Here is a 13,636-nt window from a genome sequence, read left to right on the forward strand (position 1 = left end):
CTCAGCCACCGTATTTCGTCGCGGTAATATAGACCTGCCCCACCCGGGTCGGAATGATGGCATAGACGGGCGCATAGACATCCATGTTGTTCGATTTGGCGAACCAGATCTCCATGGAGATGGATTTCAGATATTCGATATCCTTGCGCCCCTGCCGATAGCCCGACTTCGGCACATACCGCGCCTTGCAGACGATGGCGTCGCCATTAAAGCCGTTGGTCTTGAACGGCTTGGTGCCGCTGGAGCTCAAAACCAGATCGAGTCGCGATTCGCCGTCATAGATCGGCAGGCGAGTCGGGCAGATGCGGCCGCCCGCGGGAATGATGAGGCCGGAGATCGGATCGAGAACCGAGCGCAGGTCGCGGTCCTTCACGTCCACCCAGTTGTCCGGCCGGGCTTTCGGCTCAGGCTTCACCGTCGTCGATGTGACGTTGCCGTTGCGATAGACGACGTCATAGGTGCGCACCCGCTTGCCGTCCTTATAGACCAGCGAATATTCGTTGGCCTGCAGCCGGTGGCCGCGCTTGGCGCCGGAAACGGTCGTCTTGCCGGAAATATCCTTGAGGATGCTGGCAAGGCCGGCGGCGCTGAAGGAGCCGGAAATCGAATAATTCGGTCCGTCCATGCGAGTCGAGAAACTCGCCCTGGCAATCGGCAAAATGCCGAGATTGATGCTGTATTCGCTTGTGTGGCGCGCTTCGGCGGCGAGCGAGGGGGAGACGCCCGTTAACGCTATTGTCGCGGCCACGAAAATGCTTTTTCCTCTGGCAATCATTTCGATATCACCTTAAAAGAGGCGCGGAAGCGGCCTTATCGGGCGATCATATACGCTGACTTGTGGCAATAAAAAAGCGGATGCCGGTTGAAAACGCCGGAATTTCCTTTCATTTGATCGCGAGCGGCTTGACTGTTAAGTCTCGTCTGACTATAGAACCGCAACTTTCCAATCATGGCCAGTTGGATTGCCACCCCGGTTTTGCCGGTGGCGAGCCAGTGGTGAAACAGACGAAACGAAATAGGTGTACCCATGTCCCGTGTATGCGAATTGACCGGCAAGGGCGTCCAGACGGGCAACAACGTCAGCCACGCCAACAACAAGACCAAGCGCCGGTTCCTTCCGAACCTCTGCCAGGTCACGTTGATCTCCGATGCTCTCGGCCAGCGTTTCCGCCTGCGTGTTTCCGCAGCCGCTCTGCGCTCCGTTGAACACCGTGGCGGCCTCGATGCCTTCCTTCTGAAGTCCGGCGAAAACGAACTGAGCATGCGCGCTCGTCTCCTGCGCCGCCAGATCGCCAAGAAGACGGCCGAAGCTGCTTAATAGCGGTTTCGACATCATCTGAATTCAGAAGGCTTGAATGGCTTTGCCGCTCAAGCCTTTTGTTTGTTCCAGATTTTAGTTGCATCGGGTTTTGCGAAAACCGTTTGAGATGTTTTCCTCCGATGCTTGGCTCCAACTGGTGGCATCACCCAGGATAAAAAAATGCCCTATCTGCGCTTTACGCTTATCTATGTCCTGCTGATGACACTGGTGGTCGTCGCATCCAATATTCTGGTGCAATACCCGCTTTCCGGCTCGCTGTTCGGCGTCAATCTCGGCGACCTTCTGACCTGGGGCGCCTTCACCTATCCAATCGCCTTCCTCGTCACGGACCTGACCAACCGTCAGTTCGGCCCCTCCATCGCGCGCCGCGTCGTGCTTGCCGGCTTCGTCGTCGGGGTCACGCTGTCCTTCTGGACATCCATTCCGCGCATCGCGGTCGCTTCCGGCACCGCCTATCTGATCGGCCAGCTGCTGGACATTTCCGTTTTCAACCGCCTGCGCCGCCAGCGCTGGTGGCATGCGCCGCTCGCCGGCTCCATGCTGGGATCGGTGCTGGATACGGCCCTGTTCTTCTCCATCGCCTTTGCCGCAAGCTTCTCCTTCGTCGGCCCCAACGACGCCTTCGCCATCGAAAACGCTCCCATTCTCGGTGTCTTCGCCGTGGAAGCGCCCCGTTGGATTTCCTGGGCGCTGGGTGATCTTTCGGTGAAGGTTCTCGTCGGCCTCGTCATGCTCCTGCCGTACGGCGCGCTGATGAACACGCTGAAGCCGATGCCGGACGCCGTCAAAACGGGCCGCGTTTGAGACCGGGCAAGCGCGGATCAAATCGCGCTTGCAAGCCAGCCGTCAGCATTGCAGTCTGTCGTCCGTGGCACAGCGCGGAGGCAGGTCGACATGCAGATCAAGGACGTTATAGACATCGTGGAAGCCGCCAGCGCCACGCTTTCAGGCTCAACCTTCAACGACGTCAATCTATCCGGCACGGTCTTCGACAATGTCAATCTTTCCGGGGCGAGCTTCAACAATATCAATTTGTCAGGCGCGTCGTTCACGGATAACAACATGTCCGGCTGGTCGATCGATGACGTCAATTTTTCCGGTCTGAAACTCAGCAACTCCAACCTGTCCGGTGCGCAGATCACATCATGCCGGATGACCGGCATGAAGATCGACGGCATTCCCGTCGAGGACCTGATGGCAGCCTACAAGGCGGCACAGCAGCAGGCCTGATTTTACTCCACCAGTTTGAATTCCAGCATCAGGTTGCGCTGGAGGAACGAGTGATTGTCATCGGAAACGATGATGAGGCGCGTCGAGCCGTCCGGCCCCTTCACCACATCCATGCCTTCCATATTGTCGATCTGGTAGGCCATGCCGGCTTCCATGAGGATTTCGCCATCCACCACAGCACCCGGCCGAATATCGCCCCCACGGATGCGACGGATGCGCATGCCCACGCCTTCGGCGAAATTGAAGCGGCGCTCAAGAAGCAGCAGATCGCCATTGGGCAGGAATGCGCCGTCCGTCACGTCGAATGACGGATGATGCGTAACGGCGAATGTGCCCTTGCGTGGACCTTCCAATATGGCGGCGAGAAGATTGCCGTCCGTATCGATGCTTTTTTCAGCCACGACGACCAGAGCCCCGGCGAGCGGCGAATCGGCCGGCGATACCGCGAGAGCCTCCAGGCCGCCATTGTGGCGCAACTCGTTGCTAGGGATGAGATATGGCAGGCGGTCGAGCGGCTTTGCGGTGGCGAAGCCCGGATCGGGATAGATATCGATCCTGTGGCGCTGCTCGTAACTGACGAAAACCCTGCCGTCGCGCAGCGCCAGCCCTTCCGCATCCATCTCCATCTTGCGCGGCGGTTCGCGCCCGCTCATGTCCAGCATGGGGGTGATGCGGGCATCGGCAAGCCCGGATAAAGCACCGCGAGCGTCGCGCAAGACCCTGCCCGTCAGCCAATGGCCGGTATCCAGCACCGCAACGAAATCTTCCCCATTGGGGCGGAAACGGATGGAGGATATCGCCCCGAACAGCTTTTCCGGCGCGCTCATCACCATGCCGCCGACAAATTCCAGCTTGCCGAAACGTTTTTCGCTGGTGCCGACCTCGAACGAGGAAAGCAGACGCACGCTTACCGGCACATCGATGGTGGATGCGCCGATGGAAACCGGACATAGCGATGCGGCCGCCAGAATGGCGGCCATCGCAAGCGTTTTGCAGGCGGAAGAAGCCCGGCCCCGCTTATCCCGCACGGCGAACCCTGCGGGACGAACCGGAAGCGCCGCTCGTATCCTCGAAGAGCGCCGCGAGCTGCTCGGTCATTGCGCCGGCCAACTCGTCCGCATCCACGATGGTCACGGCGCGGCGATAATACCGCGTCACATCGTGGCCGATACCGATTGCCAGCAGTTCCACTGGCGAGCGCGTTTCGATCTGCTCGATGACGGCGCGCAGATGCCGCTCCAGATAATTGCCCGGATTGACCGACAAGGTCGAATCGTCCACCGGTGCACCGTCGGAGATCATCATCATGATCTTGCGCTGCTCGGGGCGGCCGATCAGGCGGTTATGCGCCCACATCAGCGCTTCGCCGTCGATATTTTCCTTCAGCAGGCCCTCGCGCATCATCAGGCCGAGATTGCGCCGCGCGCGCCGCCACGGAGCGTCCGCCGATTTGTAGATGATATGGCGCAGATCGTTGAGACGACCCGGCGACGCCGGCTTGCCATTGGCGAGCCACTGTTCGCGCGATTGTCCGCCCTTCCATGCCTTGGTGGTGAAGCCCAGAATCTCCACCTTCACGCCCGAGCGCTCCAGCGTGCGCGCCAGAATATCGGCGCAGGTGGCAGCCACGGTAATGGGACGGCCGCGCATCGAACCGGAATTGTCGATGACCAGCGAAACCACGGTATCGCGGAACTTGGTGTCGCGTTCCTTTTTGAAGGAAAGCGGCTGCATCGGGTCAATAATGAGCCTGACGAGGCGGGCCGGATCGAGATAGCCCTCTTCCAGATCGAAGTCCCAGGAACGGTTCTGCTGCGCCATCAGGCGGCGCTGCAGACGGTTCGCTAAGCGCCCGACCGCGCCCTGAAGATGGGCGAGCTGCTTGTCGAGGAAGGCGCGCAGACGGTCGAGTTCCGCCTCGTCGCACAGTTCCTCGGCGTGGATTTCCTCGTCGAATTCCTGCGTGAAAATGCGGTAATCGACTTTTTCATTAAAGTCGTCGAAGGGGCTGTTAGGACGGCGGGTCTCGCCGGGCGTTTCCGAATCCTCATCGAGATCGTCGGACATTTCCTCGTCCGACATCTCGGCGCCGTCCATCTCGCCTTCTTCCATCTCCTCCTGCGAGGCCTCGTTTTCATCGGCGGGCGTCGCGTCCGAGCCAGCCTCCTCCTCGACCTGCTCTTCTTCGGTCTCGTTGGTGCGTGGCTGGTCCTCGTTGGATTCCGCTTCCTGGCTGTCAGGCTCGTTATCCTCGTCGCCGAAATCTTCCGCCATCTGCATGGAGGTCAGCATCTTGCGCACCAGCCGCGAAAACGCCTTCTGGTCGGTGATGACGCTGGAGAGATCCTTGAGGTCGCCGGCCGCCTTGTCCTCGATGAAATCGCGCCACAGATCGACAACCTTGCCGGCGCTTTCCGGCGGCTTCTCCCCGGTCAGCTTCTCGCGCACCAGAAGCGCCACGGCTTCAGCAAGCGGCGCATCGTCCTTGTTGTTGATGCCGGCGAAGTTGGCCTTGGCGTATTTTTCCGTATTCATGGCCTGAATGTTGGAAGCCATGCCCGGCATGCGCAGCGCGCCGATGGATTCCACGCGCGCCTGTTCTACCGCATCGAAGATCAGCCGCGCTTCAGCGCCCTGCGGCGACATCACCGCATGGGTGTCGGCATCATGGCAGGCAAGGCGCAGCGCCATGGAATCGCCAAGGCCGCGGGTGATGGCGATTTCCTGCGCCGTCGGCTTCTTGGAAATTTCCGGCAGGCGCATGCGCTCGCCGGCGAGGCCAGGCCGCTCATTGGCGAAGACGACTTCGACTTCGGCATCGCCGGCGACGGATCGCACACATCCGGCAATCGCCTGACGCAACGGCTCCGTATCGACCGCCGTACCCGGTTTTGCTCTGGAATTGTCGCCGCGCCCTGCCATTGTCTTTCCTGTCATTTGTCGGCGCCTGCGGCACGCGATCAGAAGATCGCGCGCCCCACCGGCGTCTTCAAGTCATCGGTGATCTTCTCCGGACAAGCCGGGGACGATCAGGCGCTGAGAACGATGTTCGCAGCGCTTTCCTTCAGCTCGACGCCGAAAGCCCGCTGATACTGCTCGGCCACCAGCGTGCGCTCCAGCTCGTCACACTTGTTGAGGAAGGTCACGCGGAAGGCAAAGGCGAGATCGCCGAAGATTTCCGCATTTTCCGCCCAGGTGATGACGGTACGCGGGCTCATGACAGTAGAAAGATCGCCATTGATGAAAGCCGAACGGGTGAGATCGGCCACGCGTACCATCTTGGAGACGGTTTCACGGCCCTTCGGATTGTCGAAGCTCTTCACCTTGGCGGCGATGATGTTCACTTCCTGCTCATGCGGCAGGTAGTTCAGCGTGGTGACGATGGACCAGCGGTCCATCTGCGCCTGGTTGATCTGCTGCGTGCCGTGGTAAAGGCCCGTCGTATCGCCAAGGCCGATGGTGTTGGCGGTCGCAAAGATGCGGAAGGCCGGGTGAGGACGGATGACGCGGCTCTGGTCGAGCAGGGTCAGGCGGCCGGAGGATTCCAGCACGCGCTGGATGACGAACATCACGTCCGGGCGACCGGCATCATATTCGTCGAAGACGAGCGCCACATTGTGCTGGTAGGCCCAGGGCAGAATGCCGTCCTTGAATTCGGTAACCTGCTTGCCGTCTTTCAGGACGATGGCGTCCTTGCCGACGAGGTCGATACGGCTGACATGGCTGTCGAGGTTGACGCGCACGCAGGGCCAGTTCAGGCGCGCGGCCACCTGCTCGATATGGGTGGATTTACCCGTGCCGTGGAAACCGGAGACCATGACACGTCGGTTGTGAGCAAAACCGGCAAGGATCGCAAGCGTCGTGTCGCGATCGAAAAGATAGTCGGGATCGAGGTCAGGCACATAGGCGTCGCCCTGGGAATAGGCGGGAACCCGCAGATCCGTATCAATGCCGAAAACCTCCCGCACGGACACCGTCGTGTCGGGCAGGTTGGAAATATCAAGGTCGATTTTGCTCATCACGTCTCCAAGGCGGGCGGCAGCCACCCGGCCACATCATCAATCAGGCGGTAAACACATAAGTTGGCTTAGCAGAAACCTGACTGCTTTAACAATTGATATGCTTGAACAACAGCCCGAAAACGCTCTTCCGAACCACGATCGCCACCATTAGCATCAGGATGGTGCTTTTTGACAAGCTCCTTGTAGCGCCTTTTTATGTCTTCCTGCTTTGCGGTGGAAGAAAGACCGAGCGTATCGAAGGCTTTTGCCTCCAGCGTCTTCAATTTTCGGTCCTGCTGCATGCGGGTGCCGCCTGCCCTTGCGCCGCCCGCAAAACCGCCGGCGAAGCCGAAAGGATCGCGGATACGGGCGTTCCCACTCGCCGTGCCGGAACGCAGCGTGGAGTGCAGCGGGCTGTCGCGCGCCGTCTTGTTGACGCCCACCGTCCAGGTGGGGCGATGGCCGGTGATCGCTTCCTTCTGGTAACGGGCGATCTCGCTGTCGGACAGGCCGGAAAAATAATTATAGCCCTTGTTGTATTCCTTCACGTGCTCAAAACAGAACAGGAAGAATTGCCCCTCGGCATTGCGGCCGACGGGTGCCCGGTGAATACCCGGCTTGTCGCATCCGTCCCACTGGCAGGTCGGGGCCTGAACCTCAGGTTCCCTCTCCCTTTTCCGGCGCGTGCGGATGCGATCGAAATATTTCGAATCCAGTTTCATGATGCCCTGATTATGGGGTGCGAAAAGCCGCACAACAAGAATTGACAAAGCGGAATGTTACAGGCTTTTAGGGAGCCCCCTTCAAAGACCGGCAAACAGAATTGGAGCCCTTCGAATGTCTCTGCGAGAGCGCATAGAAACCAAGCTCAGGGAAAGCTTTTCACCGGAGCGACTTAGGGTCGTCGATGAAAGCCAGATGCATGCGGGCCACCAGCCGGATATGACCGGCACGGGCGAGACGCATATGCGTGTTCAGATAGTGTCGGAAAGCTTTTCCGGCAAGTCCCGCGTCGAGCGCCACCGGGCGATCAACGCGCTTTTGAAGCCGGAACTCGATGCCGGCCTGCATGCGCTGGCGATAGAGGCGGCAGCGCCCGGGGAAGCGGTGCGGTTCTAGGCACGGCTTCCTTTTTCTCGCGGCCTTAACCCGGATGCTTTTCCGACAGGAAGGACTGCACCTCGGACGCCGCAACATCATCGGCCACGAAGGACTGGCCGATGCCGTGGGTGAGGATGAAGGTGAGCTTGCCGCCCTTGACCTTCTTGTCCTGCGCAATCGCCGTCATCAGCGTTTCGACCGGCGGCAACTCGCCGGGAATATCCTTCATCGTCGTCGGCAGGCCGACGGCCTTCAGATGCGCCTCGACGCGGGCGGCATCGTCCGGGCTTGCGAGGTTGAGACGGGCGGAAAACTGGTGGGCCAGCACCATGCCGATGGCGACGCCTTCGCCATGCACCAGCCGCTTGCTGTCGTAATTGGTCGCCGCCTCCAGCGCATGGCCGAATGTATGACCGAGGTTCAGAAGGGCGCGCACGCCGTTTTCCTTCTCGTCGGCCACCACCACATCGGCTTTCGCCTGGCAGCTCGTCGCAATCGCCTGGATGCGCGCGGGGCCGCCGGTGCGAATTTCATCCCAGTTCTTTTCCAGCCAGAAGAAGAAATCCGGCTTGTCGATCAGCCCGTATTTCACCACTTCGGCATAACCGGCGCGGAATTCACGCGGGCTCAGCGTATCGAGCACCGCCGTATCCGCCAGCACCAGATCGGGCTGGTGGAACACGCCGACGAGGTTCTTGCCATGGCGGCTGTTGATGCCGGTCTTGCCGCCGACGGAGGAATCGACCTGCGCCAGAAGCGAGGTCGGTATCTGCACGAAGCGCACGCCACGGCGCACGATGCCCGCTGCGAAACCGGCAAGATCGCCGATCACCCCGCCGCCGAGCGCGATCACCGCATCATTGCGCTCCACCCGTGCTGCCAGAACCGCATCGCACACGGTGACCAGATGCTCGAAGCTCTTGGTCTTTTCGCCGGCCGGCAGGGTCAGCGAAACGGCCTCGATGCCATCCGTCTGCAGCCCATCCATCAGGCCTTCGAGATAGAGCGGCGCGACATGTTCATCGGTGATGATGGCTGCGCGTCTGCCCTTCAGCCGTGCTGAAATCTCGCCGCCCGCCCGGCCGATGAGGCCCGGCCCGATCAGAATGTCATAGGCGCGCTCGCCGAGCGGCACATGGACGAGACGTTCATCGGCGTGGATTTCGGAAGGCGTCATGGGGATCAGTCTTTCTGTTCGATGCCGGCTATGGCGGCCAGCACTTCTGTCACGATGATTTCCTTGCGGACATCGCGGGATTCGATGGTCAGATCCGCTTCCGCATAGATCGGATAGCGCTTCTCCATCAGGGCCGCCAGCGTGGCTTTGGGGTTTTCGGTCTTGAGAAGCGGGCGGTGGTCGCGCTTGTTGACCCTCTCCCACAACACCTCGAGATCGGCCTTCAGCCACAATGAAATGCCGCCGCGCGTGATGTGCCGGCGGGTATTGTCGTTGATGAAGGCGCCGCCGCCGGTGGAGATGACCTTGGGGCCGCCGCGCAAAAGCCGCTTGATGACCCGCGTTTCCAGCGCCCGGAATTCTTCCTCACCATAGGTGGCGAAAAGTTCGGATATCGTCATGCGCGAAACGCGCTCGATTTCGACATCCGTATCGATGAACGGCACCTTAAGCTGCTGGGCGACCATGCGGCCCACCGCCGACTTTCCGGCCCCCATCAGCCCGACGAAGACGATGTTGCGCCGTCCGAGCTTTGCCCGCGCTTGCTCCCCGAGTGTGGCCGGGACGGATAAATTCGTTTCATTCATAGATTTGAAAGCCCGTTTGGCATGGATATCTGCAAATGTTTACGAAGCGTCAAGCCAAATTGCTGACTGAATTGCGGTGAATCACAATCATCGCCGCATGCGGCACGGGGCGGAGCGGGCATTTTGATCTTGTCGCCGCTTTCGCCGCACCGCATATACGTTTCGACCACCAGCTTCACGGAGCCGCCATGCCCACCCTTTTCCGCTTCACGATGATACTGGCGACCATCGCGGGGCTGATCTATGGCGGCATGGTGCTGCTCGTCATGGTCGTCAAACCGCGCGACCGTGAAGTGACGGTACGTATTCCTTCCGAGCGGCTGAACCCGCCGTCAACCGAACCGGCAAGGCGCACCCCATGAGCGGACCGGCAGGAGGGCGCGACGGCGCGCGGCTGGAAAGTTTTCTGGAAATGATGAGCGCCGAACGCGGGGCAGCCGCCAACACGCTCTCTTCCTATGAGCGCGATCTTTCCGATCTGCGCGAATTTCTCTCTGATCGCGGCCAGTCCCTGACGCAGGCACAGACGCCTGACCTTTCCGCCTATCTGACCCATCTTTCCACGCAGGGTTTTGCCGCAACCTCACAGGCGCGACGTCTTTCCACCATGCGGCAATTCTATCGTTTTCTCTATTCGGAAGGGCTGCGCGGCGACGACCCGACCGGCATCATCGATGCGCCGAGGAAAGGTCTCGCCTTACCGAAAACGATGAGCGTCGCCGATGTGAACAGGCTGCTTAGCCTCGCGGCGCAGGAAGCCGCCACATCCGGTCCCGGCCAGCTTGCCCGCATCCGCATGCATCTGCTGCTCGAACTTCTTTATGCCACCGGCATGCGTGTCAGTGAGCTTGTCTCGCTGCCGGTCAAGGTGCTGCGTCAGGAAGGACGCTTCCTGATGATACGCGGCAAGGGCAACAAGGACCGCATGGTTCTTCTTTCCCGCGCCGCCATCGAGGCGATGGAAAAATACGAGGCTGCCAGAAAGGCGCTCGCATCGGAAAAAAGCAAGGTGGCCGCTTCGCAGAAAAAACCGGAGACACCGGAAAGCCCGTGGTTGTTTCCTTCGAGCAGCAAGGAAGGCCACCTGCCCCGCCAGGTTTTTGCCCGCGACCTCAAGGACATCGCCATCCGTGCGGGCCTGACCCCGTCTGCGATATCACCGCATGTGCTGCGCCACGCCTTTGCCAGCCACCTTCTGCAGAACGGCGCGGATTTGCGCGCGGTACAGGAACTGCTCGGCCATTCCGACATTTCCACGACACAAATCTATACACATGTGCTGGAAGAACGCTTGCAAGAGCTGGTACAAACACATCACCCCCTTGCCAAACAGGGCAAAAACCTTGATTAGAGCGACCGGAACCGCCGGATAATCCGGTCAAACCTTGCGCAAAACGATCGGAAACGGATCTCATGCACAATTATCTCGACTTCGAAAAACCTATCTCGGACCTTGAGGGCAAGATCATCGAGCTGAAGAAGCTTGCCGATGAAGACGAGAGCATAGACACCTCGGAGGAGATCAACCGTCTGGAATCGCGCGTCAACGACGCGATGCAGGACATCTATTCCAAGCTCAACGCCTGGCAGAAAACGCAGGTCGCGCGCCATCCGCAGCGTCCGCATTTCGTCGATTACGCCAAGGCGCTGTTTACCGATTTCACGCCGCTGGCCGGCGACCGCAAGTTTGCCGAAGACGCCGCCATTCAGGCAGGCCTCGGCCGCTTCAACGGTCAGCCCGTCGCCATCATCGGCCAGGAAAAGGGCAACGACACCAAAAGCCGCCTGAAGCATAATTTCGGCAGCCCTCGGCCGGAAGGTTATCGCAAGGCGATCCGCGTGCTGGAACTGGCCGACCGTTTCTCGCTGCCGGTGATCACCCTCATCGATACGGCAGGCGCCTATCCCGGCGTCGGCGCGGAAGAGCGCGGCCAGGCCGAAGCCATCGCCCGCTCGACGGAAATGTGCCTCAACGTGAAGGTGCCGATCGTCTCCGTCGTCATCGGCGAAGGCGGCTCAGGCGGCGCAATCGCGATCGCCACCGGCAACCGCGTCTATATGCTCGAACATGCGATCTATTCGGTGATCTCGCCGGAAGGCGCCGCCTCCATTCTCTGGCGCGATTCGACCCGCGCCAAGGAAGCCGCAACCAACATGAAGATCACCTCGGAAGATCTGAAGGCGCTCGGCGTCATCGACGGAATCATTCCCGAGCCGATCGGCGGGGCGCATCGCGCTCCGGAGACCGTGATCAACGCGACGGGCGATGTGATCGCCAAGGCTCTGGCCGATCTTTCCCAGCGTTCCGGCACACAGCTGCGCGCCGAACGCCGCCAGAAATTCCTGGATATCGGCCGGAACCTCTAGAGCATTTCCAGTAGAAGTGCGCAGCGGTTTTACGTCCGGAAAATGCGTCAAAAGAAGGAGTCAGATTGTTTTGGCGGTTCGAAGAAAAGCCGAAACAATCTGGCTCCGGCCTTATTTTCCTTGAATATCGCCCCAACTCGGCCATAGTCCGGTCACATCAACAGATGTATCGGCGGCCGCGGGGGCGGATCCGATTTGAGTTAAGAAGATGTAAACGGTTAATACCGTATTTAAAATACACACGGGACGGTGTAGAACTGCCGCCGCTTCGTGCCATCGTCTTTCGGATCAGATCATGCGTTTGACACATTTTGCACTTCTTGCCTGCACCGCGCTCGTTCTTGCCGGCTGCAACGATACGCTCGAAACCGTTGAACGCGACGTTTCCCACGTCAAGAACAAGGTCGATTACCCGCTGTCTCCGTCCATTCTGGCTGAGATCGACAAAAGGGGCATGGACCGCACCTCGCCGATCATGATCCGCATCTTCAAGGAAGAAGGCGCGTTGGAAATCTGGAAAGCCAGGCGCGACAACCGTTTCGAGAAGATCGCCGGCTACGAGATTTGCGCATGGTCCGGCAAACTCGGCCCGAAGGTGAAGGAAGGCGACCGGCAGGCGCCGGAAGGTTTCTACAACCTGACGCCTGCGCATCTCAATCCGAACTCGAAATATTATCTCGCCATCAATACCGGCTTTCCGAACCGCTACGATGCCGCCAATGGCCGCAACGGCACCAATCTGATGATCCATGGCGCCTGCTCGTCCTCCGGCTGTTATTCGATGACGGATGCGCAGATTCTTGAAATCTACGGTTTTGCCCGTGACGCCTTCAAGGGTGGCCAGAAGACCGTGCAGCTGCAGGCCTTCCCGTTCCGCATGACGGCGGAAAACATGGCCCGCCATCGCCAGAGCGAACATCTCGAATTCTGGAAGATGCTGAAGGTCGGTTACGACAATTTCGAAGTGACCAAGCGCCCGCCGGAAGTGAATGTCTGCGAGAAGAAATATGTCTTCAACCAGCAGACGGAAGGCGGCAGCTTCAACGCGTCTGCCCAATGCCCGGCCATGAGCACACCGCCGGCGCTCGTCAGCGCGCTTTCGAGCTACGAGAAAACCTACGATCTCGCCTATGAAAAGGCGATGAAGAAATATGACGGCATGGCCTGGTACGACCCGAGCGAAGCCGAGCGCAAGGCGCTGGTCGCCGAAAAGCGCAAGGGCCGCGAGCCCGCCTATGCCCCGACCGGCTCGGCGCTGAAGGCCGGCAAGCTGATGAAGGAAACGGAATATGCCGCGCTGATGGAGAAGAAGGCGCAGCAGGTGACGTCGTCCTCACCGGCGACGACCGCAACCGCCTCTTCCCTGCGCGGCCCGCGTCCTTCGGCTGTCCAGCCCGCCACGGCACCGCAATCGAACCCGGCCCCCGCGGCACCGACGATGGTTGCCTCTGCTGCCCCCGCAGCAGCCGGCCAGACCGGAGCTGCCGCCCAGAGCATCCCGGTTCCTGCCATGAACCCGCTTGCCTATTCCGCAGCGCCTGCACCGGAAGCGCCGGAAAAGAAGCCATTCTGGAAATTCTGGGCCAAGGAATGAGCGACACGGCCGAGATCGTCTATGATTTGAGGGGGCTTAAATGCCCCCTTCCGGTTTTGAGAAGCCGCAAGAAACTCGCAACCCTGAAGGCGGGAGATATTCTGACCGTCGAGACGACCGATCCGCTGGCGGTGATCGATATTACCCATATGTGCAATGAGGATGGGCATAGGCTGGTGGAAACCACTGCGCTGGATAAGGGGCATCGGTTTCGCATTGTGAAAGGCGGGTAACCGACGTTCAACGCTGACGCTCCGG

General features: G+C 60.0%; 16 protein-coding genes. 9 read left to right on the forward strand and 7 right to left on the reverse strand.

Going from position 1 to position 13,636, the window contains the following annotated elements; all coding sequences use genetic code 11:
• Window position 1 precedes the first annotated feature (1 nt).
• A complete protein-coding gene (locus tag ACIK7D_RS15525; protein ID WP_003523301.1) occupies window positions 2-775 on the reverse strand; it encodes a DUF3108 domain-containing protein in 774 nt (257 codons plus the stop codon).
• A 252-nt stretch (window positions 776-1,027) separates the two neighbouring features.
• Between ACIK7D_RS15525 and rpmB the strand changes: the two genes are divergently transcribed.
• The 3 genes from rpmB (at window position 1,028) to ACIK7D_RS15540 (ending at window position 2,551) form a co-directional block, all read left to right on the forward strand.
• Entirely contained in the window at window positions 1,028-1,318 is a 291-nt protein-coding gene (rpmB, locus tag ACIK7D_RS15530) for a 50S ribosomal protein L28 (protein ID WP_003509888.1), read from the forward strand.
• A gap of 162 nt (window positions 1,319-1,480) precedes the next feature.
• Complete coding sequence (locus ACIK7D_RS15535; RefSeq protein ID WP_127755614.1) at window positions 1,481-2,125, forward strand: queuosine precursor transporter; 645 nt, start codon at window positions 1,481-1,483, stop codon at window positions 2,123-2,125.
• A 90-nt stretch (window positions 2,126-2,215) separates the two neighbouring features.
• A complete protein-coding gene (locus ACIK7D_RS15540; RefSeq protein WP_077985339.1) occupies window positions 2,216-2,551 on the forward strand; it encodes a pentapeptide repeat-containing protein in 336 nt (111 codons plus the stop codon).
• A gap of 2 nt (window positions 2,552-2,553) precedes the next feature.
• Here the strand turns inward: ACIK7D_RS15540 and ACIK7D_RS15545 are convergent, their stop codons facing one another.
• The 4 genes from ACIK7D_RS15545 to ACIK7D_RS15560 all read right to left on the reverse strand — a co-directional run bounded on the left by ACIK7D_RS15545 (window position 2,554) and on the right by ACIK7D_RS15560 (window position 7,274).
• The gene (locus ACIK7D_RS15545; protein WP_400156737.1) at window positions 2,554-3,531 is read right to left on the reverse strand and encodes an esterase-like activity of phytase family protein; all 978 of its coding nucleotides are present in this window, start codon (window positions 3,529-3,531) and stop codon (window positions 2,554-2,556) included.
• A gap of 37 nt (window positions 3,532-3,568) precedes the next feature.
• Window positions 3,569-5,473, reverse strand: coding sequence for a cobaltochelatase subunit CobT (gene cobT / locus ACIK7D_RS15550; protein WP_035262332.1), 1,905 nt, complete (start codon window positions 5,471-5,473; stop codon window positions 3,569-3,571).
• Between the two features lie 107 nt (window positions 5,474-5,580).
• On the reverse strand, window positions 5,581-6,570 hold the full coding sequence (gene cobS / locus ACIK7D_RS15555; RefSeq protein WP_004445672.1) for a cobaltochelatase subunit CobS: 990 nt from the start codon (window positions 6,568-6,570) through the stop codon (window positions 5,581-5,583).
• Window positions 6,571-6,638: 68 nt separating this feature from the next.
• Window positions 6,639-7,274 (reverse strand): J domain-containing protein, encoded by a 636-nt coding sequence (locus ACIK7D_RS15560; protein WP_059755848.1) that lies wholly within the window; start codon window positions 7,272-7,274, stop codon window positions 6,639-6,641.
• Window positions 7,275-7,389: 115 nt separating this feature from the next.
• On the opposite strand from ACIK7D_RS15560, the gene ACIK7D_RS15565 reads away from it, so the two are divergent.
• Window positions 7,390-7,671, forward strand: a complete 282-nt coding sequence (locus ACIK7D_RS15565) for a BolA family transcriptional regulator (RefSeq protein WP_003509873.1) — start codon at window positions 7,390-7,392, stop codon at window positions 7,669-7,671.
• Between the two features lie 25 nt (window positions 7,672-7,696).
• Here the strand turns inward: ACIK7D_RS15565 and aroB are convergent, their stop codons facing one another.
• Window positions 7,697-8,830, reverse strand: coding sequence for a 3-dehydroquinate synthase (aroB, locus tag ACIK7D_RS15570; protein ID WP_127755612.1), 1,134 nt, complete (start codon window positions 8,828-8,830; stop codon window positions 7,697-7,699).
• A gap of 5 nt (window positions 8,831-8,835) precedes the next feature.
• Window positions 8,836-9,417: a shikimate kinase gene (locus ACIK7D_RS15575; RefSeq protein ID WP_080819351.1), complete on the reverse strand. Its 582-nt coding sequence runs from the start codon at window positions 9,415-9,417 to the stop codon at window positions 8,836-8,838.
• A 188-nt stretch (window positions 9,418-9,605) separates the two neighbouring features.
• Here ACIK7D_RS15575 and ACIK7D_RS15580 point away from each other — a divergent pair, with 188 nt between their 5' ends.
• From ACIK7D_RS15580 to ACIK7D_RS15600, 5 genes are all read left to right on the forward strand, one after another.
• The gene (locus ACIK7D_RS15580) at window positions 9,606-9,779 is read left to right on the forward strand and encodes a hypothetical protein (RefSeq protein ID WP_035239639.1); all 174 of its coding nucleotides are present in this window, start codon (window positions 9,606-9,608) and stop codon (window positions 9,777-9,779) included.
• Complete coding sequence (xerD, locus tag ACIK7D_RS15585) at window positions 9,776-10,768, forward strand: site-specific tyrosine recombinase XerD (protein WP_400156738.1); 993 nt, start codon at window positions 9,776-9,778, stop codon at window positions 10,766-10,768. The genes ACIK7D_RS15580 and xerD overlap by 4 nt, the downstream gene beginning before the upstream one ends.
• 62 nt (window positions 10,769-10,830) lie before the next feature.
• Entirely contained in the window at window positions 10,831-11,784 is a 954-nt protein-coding gene (locus ACIK7D_RS15590; protein ID WP_003523282.1) for an acetyl-CoA carboxylase carboxyltransferase subunit alpha, read from the forward strand.
• A 295-nt stretch (window positions 11,785-12,079) separates the two neighbouring features.
• Window positions 12,080-13,378 carry a murein L,D-transpeptidase family protein gene (locus ACIK7D_RS15595; protein WP_120947689.1) on the forward strand — a complete coding sequence of 433 codons (1,299 nt, stop codon included), beginning with the start codon at window positions 12,080-12,082 and terminating at the stop codon, window positions 13,376-13,378.
• Window positions 13,375-13,611, forward strand: coding sequence for a sulfurtransferase TusA family protein (locus ACIK7D_RS15600; RefSeq protein WP_020811686.1), 237 nt, complete (start codon window positions 13,375-13,377; stop codon window positions 13,609-13,611). Before ACIK7D_RS15595 ends, ACIK7D_RS15600 begins: the two co-directional genes overlap by 4 nt.
• Window positions 13,612-13,636: the final 25 nt, after the last annotated feature.

Origin of the sequence: Agrobacterium sp. P15N1-A (genome assembly GCF_044626815.1) — a bacterium.
Taxonomy (GTDB): domain Bacteria; phylum Pseudomonadota; class Alphaproteobacteria; order Rhizobiales; family Rhizobiaceae; genus Agrobacterium; species Agrobacterium leguminum.

Bases quoted from the DNA above. Each gene is read 5' to 3' on its own strand.
- ACIK7D_RS15575 (WP_080819351.1), bottom strand. From the start codon at position 9,417: ATGAATGAAACGAATTTATCCGTCCCGGCCACACTCGGGGAGCAAGCG.
- ACIK7D_RS15540 (WP_077985339.1), top strand. From the start codon at position 2,216: ATGCAGATCAAGGACGTTATAGACATCGTGGAAGCCGCCAGCGCCACG.
- rpmB (WP_003509888.1), top strand. From the start codon at position 1,028: ATGTCCCGTGTATGCGAATTGACCGGCAAGGGCGTCCAGACGGGCAAC.
- ACIK7D_RS15545 (WP_400156737.1), bottom strand. From the start codon at position 3,531: ATGGCCGCCATTCTGGCGGCCGCATCGCTATGTCCGGTTTCCATCGGC.
- xerD (WP_400156738.1), top strand. From the start codon at position 9,776: ATGAGCGGACCGGCAGGAGGGCGCGACGGCGCGCGGCTGGAAAGTTTT.
- cobS (WP_004445672.1), bottom strand. From the start codon at position 6,570: ATGAGCAAAATCGACCTTGATATTTCCAACCTGCCCGACACGACGGTG.
- ACIK7D_RS15595 (WP_120947689.1), top strand. From the start codon at position 12,080: ATGCGTTTGACACATTTTGCACTTCTTGCCTGCACCGCGCTCGTTCTT.
- ACIK7D_RS15525 (WP_003523301.1), bottom strand. From the start codon at position 775: ATGATTGCCAGAGGAAAAAGCATTTTCGTGGCCGCGACAATAGCGTTA.
- ACIK7D_RS15565 (WP_003509873.1), top strand. From the start codon at position 7,390: ATGTCTCTGCGAGAGCGCATAGAAACCAAGCTCAGGGAAAGCTTTTCA.
- cobT (WP_035262332.1), bottom strand. From the start codon at position 5,473: ATGGCAGGGCGCGGCGACAATTCCAGAGCAAAACCGGGTACGGCGGTC.
- ACIK7D_RS15580 (WP_035239639.1), top strand. From the start codon at position 9,606: ATGCCCACCCTTTTCCGCTTCACGATGATACTGGCGACCATCGCGGGG.
- ACIK7D_RS15590 (WP_003523282.1), top strand. From the start codon at position 10,831: ATGCACAATTATCTCGACTTCGAAAAACCTATCTCGGACCTTGAGGGC.
- ACIK7D_RS15535 (WP_127755614.1), top strand. From the start codon at position 1,481: ATGCCCTATCTGCGCTTTACGCTTATCTATGTCCTGCTGATGACACTG.
- ACIK7D_RS15560 (WP_059755848.1), bottom strand. From the start codon at position 7,274: ATGAAACTGGATTCGAAATATTTCGATCGCATCCGCACGCGCCGGAAA.
- aroB (WP_127755612.1), bottom strand. From the start codon at position 8,830: ATGACGCCTTCCGAAATCCACGCCGATGAACGTCTCGTCCATGTGCCG.
- ACIK7D_RS15600 (WP_020811686.1), top strand. From the start codon at position 13,375: ATGAGCGACACGGCCGAGATCGTCTATGATTTGAGGGGGCTTAAATGC.